This window comes from Caulobacter sp. P1_B12_2 (genome assembly GCF_056406675.1).
This window is the reverse complement of sequence record NZ_JBFTZS010000340.1, coordinates 1-5183: the sequence shown is the minus strand read 5'-3', so window position 1 is coordinate 5183 and position 5183 is coordinate 1. Positions and strand designations below refer to the sequence as shown.

General features: G+C 68.5%; 4 protein-coding genes. 1 reads left to right on the top strand and 3 read right to left on the bottom strand.

The window, feature by feature from the left end; translation table 11 throughout:
- Nucleotides 1–210, top strand: a 210-nt coding sequence (locus AC1DZ6_RS18515; protein ID WP_477098609.1) for a hypothetical protein, incomplete at its 5' end; no start/stop codon positions are given.
- A 40-nt stretch (nucleotides 211–250) separates the two neighbouring features.
- Here AC1DZ6_RS18515 and AC1DZ6_RS18510 read toward each other — a convergent pair.
- From AC1DZ6_RS18510 to AC1DZ6_RS18500, 3 genes are all read right to left on the bottom strand, one after another.
- Nucleotides 251–2974 (bottom strand): valine--tRNA ligase, encoded by a 2724-nt coding sequence (locus tag AC1DZ6_RS18510; RefSeq protein ID WP_477098608.1) that lies wholly within the window; start codon nucleotides 2972–2974, stop codon nucleotides 251–253.
- 148 nt (nucleotides 2975–3122) lie between these two features.
- Nucleotides 3123–3653: a pole-organizing protein PopZ gene (gene popZ / locus AC1DZ6_RS18505; protein ID WP_477098607.1), complete on the bottom strand. Its 531-nt coding sequence runs from the start codon at nucleotides 3651–3653 to the stop codon at nucleotides 3123–3125.
- 117 nt (nucleotides 3654–3770) lie between these two features.
- The coding region (locus tag AC1DZ6_RS18500; protein ID WP_477098606.1) for a TolC family outer membrane protein at nucleotides 3771–5183 on the bottom strand (1413 nt) is incomplete at its 5' end.

Sequence of the window (5183 nt, the reverse complement as noted above, 5' to 3'; positions counted from 1 at the left end):
GCCGAGGTCTGCTTCAGCTATCCCGAGGGCCGCAATCCGGTGACCGGCGCCGGTCCCGGCCAGGAAGAATGCGAGAACGCCTGGTTCGCGCTGGGCAACAGCGTGTTCTCGTCGTCGGAGTGGCGATCGGGCGATCCGTTCCACCTGGCGAGCGGCGTCATGCCCTACAAGCGAGCCAAGACCGACAAGCCGGCCTGGCCGCAGCCCTAGTCGCAAACCCGCCGAGGCCGGTGGGTTCGCGACGAGAGCCCTACCCCACCGCTTCCAGACGCGCCAAGGCCGCTTCCAGCTTGGTCTTGGCGGCCTCGGCCTCGGCCAGGCGTTCGCGATTTTCCTCGACCACCTCTTCCTTGGCCCGGGCCAGGAAGTCCGGATTGCCGAGCTTCTTGCCCGTCTTCTCGATCTCGCCGACGTGGCCGGCGATTTCCTTGGTCAGGCGGGTCTTCTCGGCCGTCAGGTCGATGAACTCGGCGATGGCCAGGGCGCCGGTCGCCTCGCCCAGCACGAACGGCACGGCGCCGGTCGGGGCCGTGTCGGCCTCGCGGGCGCTGTCCAGGCGGGCCAGGGTCAGCAGCAGGTCGCGGTGGCGGGACAGGCGCGCCTTGGTCTCGGCGTTGGCGCCGATCACCGTCAGCGGCGGCTTGGCGCCGGCCGGCAGGTTGACTTCCTTGCGCAGGGACCGGATCTCACCGACCGCGTCGACCAGCCAGCCGATCTCGGCCTCGGCGTCGGCGTCGATCCAGCTGTCGGGCAGCTCGGGCCACTTCTCGACGATCAACATGCCTTCGCGAGGCGCGCCGAACTCGGCGGTCTTGTCCCACAGCTCCTCGGTGATGAACGGCATGACCGGGTGCAGCAGCTTGAGGATCACGTCCAGCGCCCAGGCGGCCGTGGCGCGGGTCTCGGCCTTGGCCTCCGCGTCGTCGCCATTGAGGATCGGCTTGGCCAGCTCGACATACCAGTCGCAGAACACGTTCCAGATGAACTTGTAGAGCGCGTCGGCGGCGTCGCTGAAGGCCGGGGCCTCCAGGGCGCGGGTCACCTCGGCGACGGTCTTGACCGTCTCGCCGCGGATCCACTTGTTGATCGGCTGCTGGACGGTGGAGGGATCAAAGCCCTCGACACGGACGCACTCGTTCATCTGGGCGAAGCGCGAGGCGTTCCACAGCTTGGTGCCGAAGTTGCGATAACCTTCAATGCGTTGCTTCGAAAGCTTGATGTCGCGCGCCTGGCCCGACATCGCGGTCATGGTGAAGCGCACCGCATCGCAGCCCAGTTCGTCGATCAGGACCAGCGGGTCCATCACATTGCCCTTGGACTTGCTCATCTTGGCGCCCTTCTCGTCACGGACGAGGGCGTTGATGAACACCTGCTTGAACGGGACTTCGCCCATGAAGTGGATGCCCATCATCATCATCCGGGCGACCCAGAAGAAGATGATGTCGAAGCCGGTGACCAGGGTGCTGGTCGGGTAGAACTTAGCGAGGTCGTCGGTCTTCTCGGGCCAGCCCAGGGTCGAGAACGGCCACAGGGCCGAGCTGAACCAGGTGTCGAGGACGTCCTCGTCGCGCTTGAGGATCGGGGCTTCGTCGCCATAGTGCAGGATGGCGGCGGCCAGGGCCTCTTCCTCGGTCTCCTCGACGAAGATGTGGCCGTCCTGCCCGAACCACGCCGGGATGCGGTGGCCCCACCAGAGTTGGCGCGAGACGCACCAGGGCTCGATGTTGCGCAGCCACTCGAAATAGGTCTTTTCCCAGTTCTTGGGCTCGAAGACGGTGTCGCCGTTCTCGACCGCCTTCAGGGCGGGCTGGGCCAGGGTCTTGGCGTCGACGTACCACTGGTCGGTCAGGTAAGGCTCGATGACCACGCCCGAGCGGTCGCCGTGCGGGACCATGTGCCGGGTCTTCTCGATCTCGCGCAGCCAGCCGTCTTCCTCGGCCTTGGCGACGATCGCCTTGCGGGCCACGAAGCGGTCCAGGCCGCGATAGGCTTCCGGCACGTCGTCGTTCAGGCGCGCGTCGGGCGTCAGGATGTTGATCGAGGCTAGGCCATGGCGCTTGCCGACCTGGAAGTCGTTGAAGTCGTGGGCCGGCGTGATCTTGACCGCGCCCGAACCCTTGGTCGGGTCGGCGTAGTCGTCGGCGACGATCGGGATGCGGCGGCCGACGATCGGCAGCACCACGTCCTTGCCGACCAGGTCCTTGTAGCGCTCATCGCTCGGGTGAACCGCCACGGCGGTGTCGCCCAGCATCGTCTCCGGACGCGTGGTGGCCACGACGATGAAGTCGCGGGTCTCGAACTCGACAGCCTTGCCGTCTTCGTCGAAAGCGACCGGGTGCTGGTAGGTGACGCCGTCGGCCAGGGTGTAGGCGAAGTGCCAATAGGCGCCGTCGACCTCCTTCTGCTCGACCTCGAGGTCGGAGATGGCGGTCTGGAACTGGGGATCCCAGTTGACCAGGCGCTTGTCGCGATAGAGCAGCTTCTGCTTGTAGAGCTGGACGAACACCTTGCGGACGGCGGCCGACAGGCCCTCGTCCAGGGTGAAGCGCTCGCGCGACCAGTCGCAGCTGGCGCCCAGGCGGCGCAGCTGGTTGGTGATGGCCCCGCCGCTCTCCGCCTTCCACGCCCAGACCTTCTCGACGAAGGCCTCGCGGCCCATCTCGCGGCGGCCGATGTTGCCGGCGGCGGCCAGTTGGCGCTCGACGACCATCTGGGTGGCGATGCCCGCGTGGTCGGTGCCCGGCAGCCACAGGGCCGACTTGCCGCGCATGCGGTGGAAGCGCGTCAGCACGTCCTGCAGCGTGTTGTTCAGCGCGTGGCCGATGTGCAGGCTGCCCGTGACGTTGGGCGGCGGGATGACGATCGTGAACGACTCGGCGCCGGGCGCTTCGCTCGGCTTGAAGGCCCCGGAGGCCTCCCAGGCGGCGTACAGGCGGGGTTCGACGGATTTGGGATCGAAGGTCTTTTCAAGCATGGCGGAGCGGGTATGCCATCTGCGGCCGCCCGGCGAAACCGTGGGCCTTGGTTCAACTAGGATTTTTAGGACGGAAAAAGGCGGCCGCCGGAGCGACCGCCTTCGAATTTCCGCCCGTATCCGCCAAGAAGGCGGGGTCGGCCGTGGATCAGCCGCGACCGCGGGCGATGCGGTGTACTTCTTCCTCGACCTTGGCCTCGACGATGCGCGGCAGGTTCTGGTCCAGCCACTCCTTGAGCAGCGGGCGCAGCAGTTCGCGCACGACGTCTTCCAGGGTGCGGCCGTCCTTGGGCATCAGCAGGGCCGAGCTCAGGCTGCCGAAGGCGGTGGCGGCCAGGCTGGCGGCGTGGTCGCCCACCAGGTTCTCGGCAACTTCATCGCGCGAGAAGCCCTGAATCGGCTCCAGCTCGGGCGCGGGAGCCGGCGGCGGCGCGGGTTCCGGCTCGGGCTCCGGCGAATAGACGTCGATGTCGCCCAGGGTCTCGACCGGCGAGGCCGGCTCGATCGGGTCGGTCAGCTCCAGGACATCGTCCTCGGCCGGCGCTTCCTCGAAGGCCGCGGGTTCGGCTTCGGGCGCCGCTGCGGCCTCCTCCGCCGGCGCGTCATCTTCCGAGATGATGCGCCGGATGGAGGCGAGGATCTCCTCCATCGTCGGTTCTTGGGGGCTCTGGTCGGACATGTGCGAGTCGTCTCGAAGGGGTACGAATCCTGTAAGCGCCCAAGCAGGCGCTTACAGCGATGGTGCAGACTTGCGCGCCTTAAGCAAGCTCAAGGATGGCGGGCGCGCCATTTCGCCCTACTTGGCGGCCACGGGAGTCGCTTGAGCGGACCCGCCCTTGACCGCCGTCGAGGGGGCGCCGACCTTGTCGATTCCCTGCACGACCGGCTCCCACGGCACCCAGCCGAAGGCGTGGTTGACCTTGTCGTACGACTTGACCGGGTCGTAGCGCTCGACGGCCGGGGCCAGGTTGGCGACGTTCAACACGCCCATGGCCTGCAGCACGCTGGCGCTGGCCACGTATTCGTCGCGGCGGGCGACCACCAGGGCCACCTCGGCGTTGGCCAGTTCCAGCTGGGCGTTCAGCACGTCCAGGGTGGTGCGCAGCCCGACCTGCTGTTCCTGGCGCACGCCTTCGAAGGCGATGCGCGTGGCCCGGACCTGCTCTTCGTTCGACACCAGGTTGGCGCGCGAGGCCAGCAGGTTGTTCCAGGCGGTGGAGATCTGTTGCAGGGCCCCGCGCTGGGCGCCTTCGACCGCGATGCGGGCGGCGTTCTCACGTTCGGTGGCGGCGCGCACCTGCGAGCTGGTCAGGCCGCCGGTGAAGAGCGGAATCGAGGCGGTCAGCGAGGCGGTGTAACCGCGGTTGTAGTCACCGAAGTCCCGGCCGGTGCCGTTGGTGCGGGTCGCGTCGGTGTCCAGGCCCGCGCGGGCCCCGACGGTCGGGCGATAGGCGGCCTTGGCGACCGCGACGCGGGCCGCGGCGGCCTGCTCGGCGTAGCGAGCGGCCTGGATCTGCGGGTTGTTCTTGTCGACCAGGTCGAAGGCCTGCTCAACGCTGCTCGGCAACAGGGCCGCCAGGGACGGCTCGGGGGCCAGGTCGGTGGGGTTCTGGCCGACCACGGCGGCGTAGGCCGCGCGGCTGGCGGCCAGGATGGCCTGGGCCGAGGACTGACTGGCCTGGGCGGCGGCCAGGCGGGCTTCCGACTGGGCCACATCGGTGCGGGTGATCTCGCCGACCTCGAAGCGCGCCTTGGACTCTTCCAGCTGGCGGTTCAGGACGCTGACGTTCTCCTGGGCGATGCGCAGGCGTTCCTGGTCGCGTCGAACATCGACATAGCTCTGGATGACGTTGCCCAGCACCGACTGCTCGACGCTGCGCAGGTCCTCGCGGCCGGCCAGCACGTCGGCCTGGGCGGCGCTCAGGTTGGCGCTGGCGCGGCCGCCCGTATAGAGCGGCTGCTGCAGGGCCAGGCTGGCGCCGCTGCCGCTGCCGCTGGTGTGGTCGCGGGTTACGCCGCCCACGATCACATCGTTGGCCAGCTCAGTGCGCGAGGCCGTGGCGTCGGCCGAGGCGTTCAGAGTCGGGCGGAACGCGGTCTTGGCCTGGACCACGCCCTCGTCGGTGACGCGCTGGTTGGCGCGTTGGCCTTGCAGGGTGGGGTTGGTCTGATAGGCCAGGGCCAGGGCGTCCGCCAGGGTCTCGGCCCC

What these genes read in the sequence shown, in the direction of transcription:
- popZ (WP_477098607.1), bottom strand. Translation starts at nt 3,653, where the DNA reads ATGTCCGACCAGAGCCCCCAAGAACCGACGATGGAGGAGATCCTCGCC.
- AC1DZ6_RS18510 (WP_477098608.1), bottom strand. Translation starts at nt 2,974, where the DNA reads ATGCTTGAAAAGACCTTCGATCCCAAATCCGTCGAACCCCGCCTGTAC.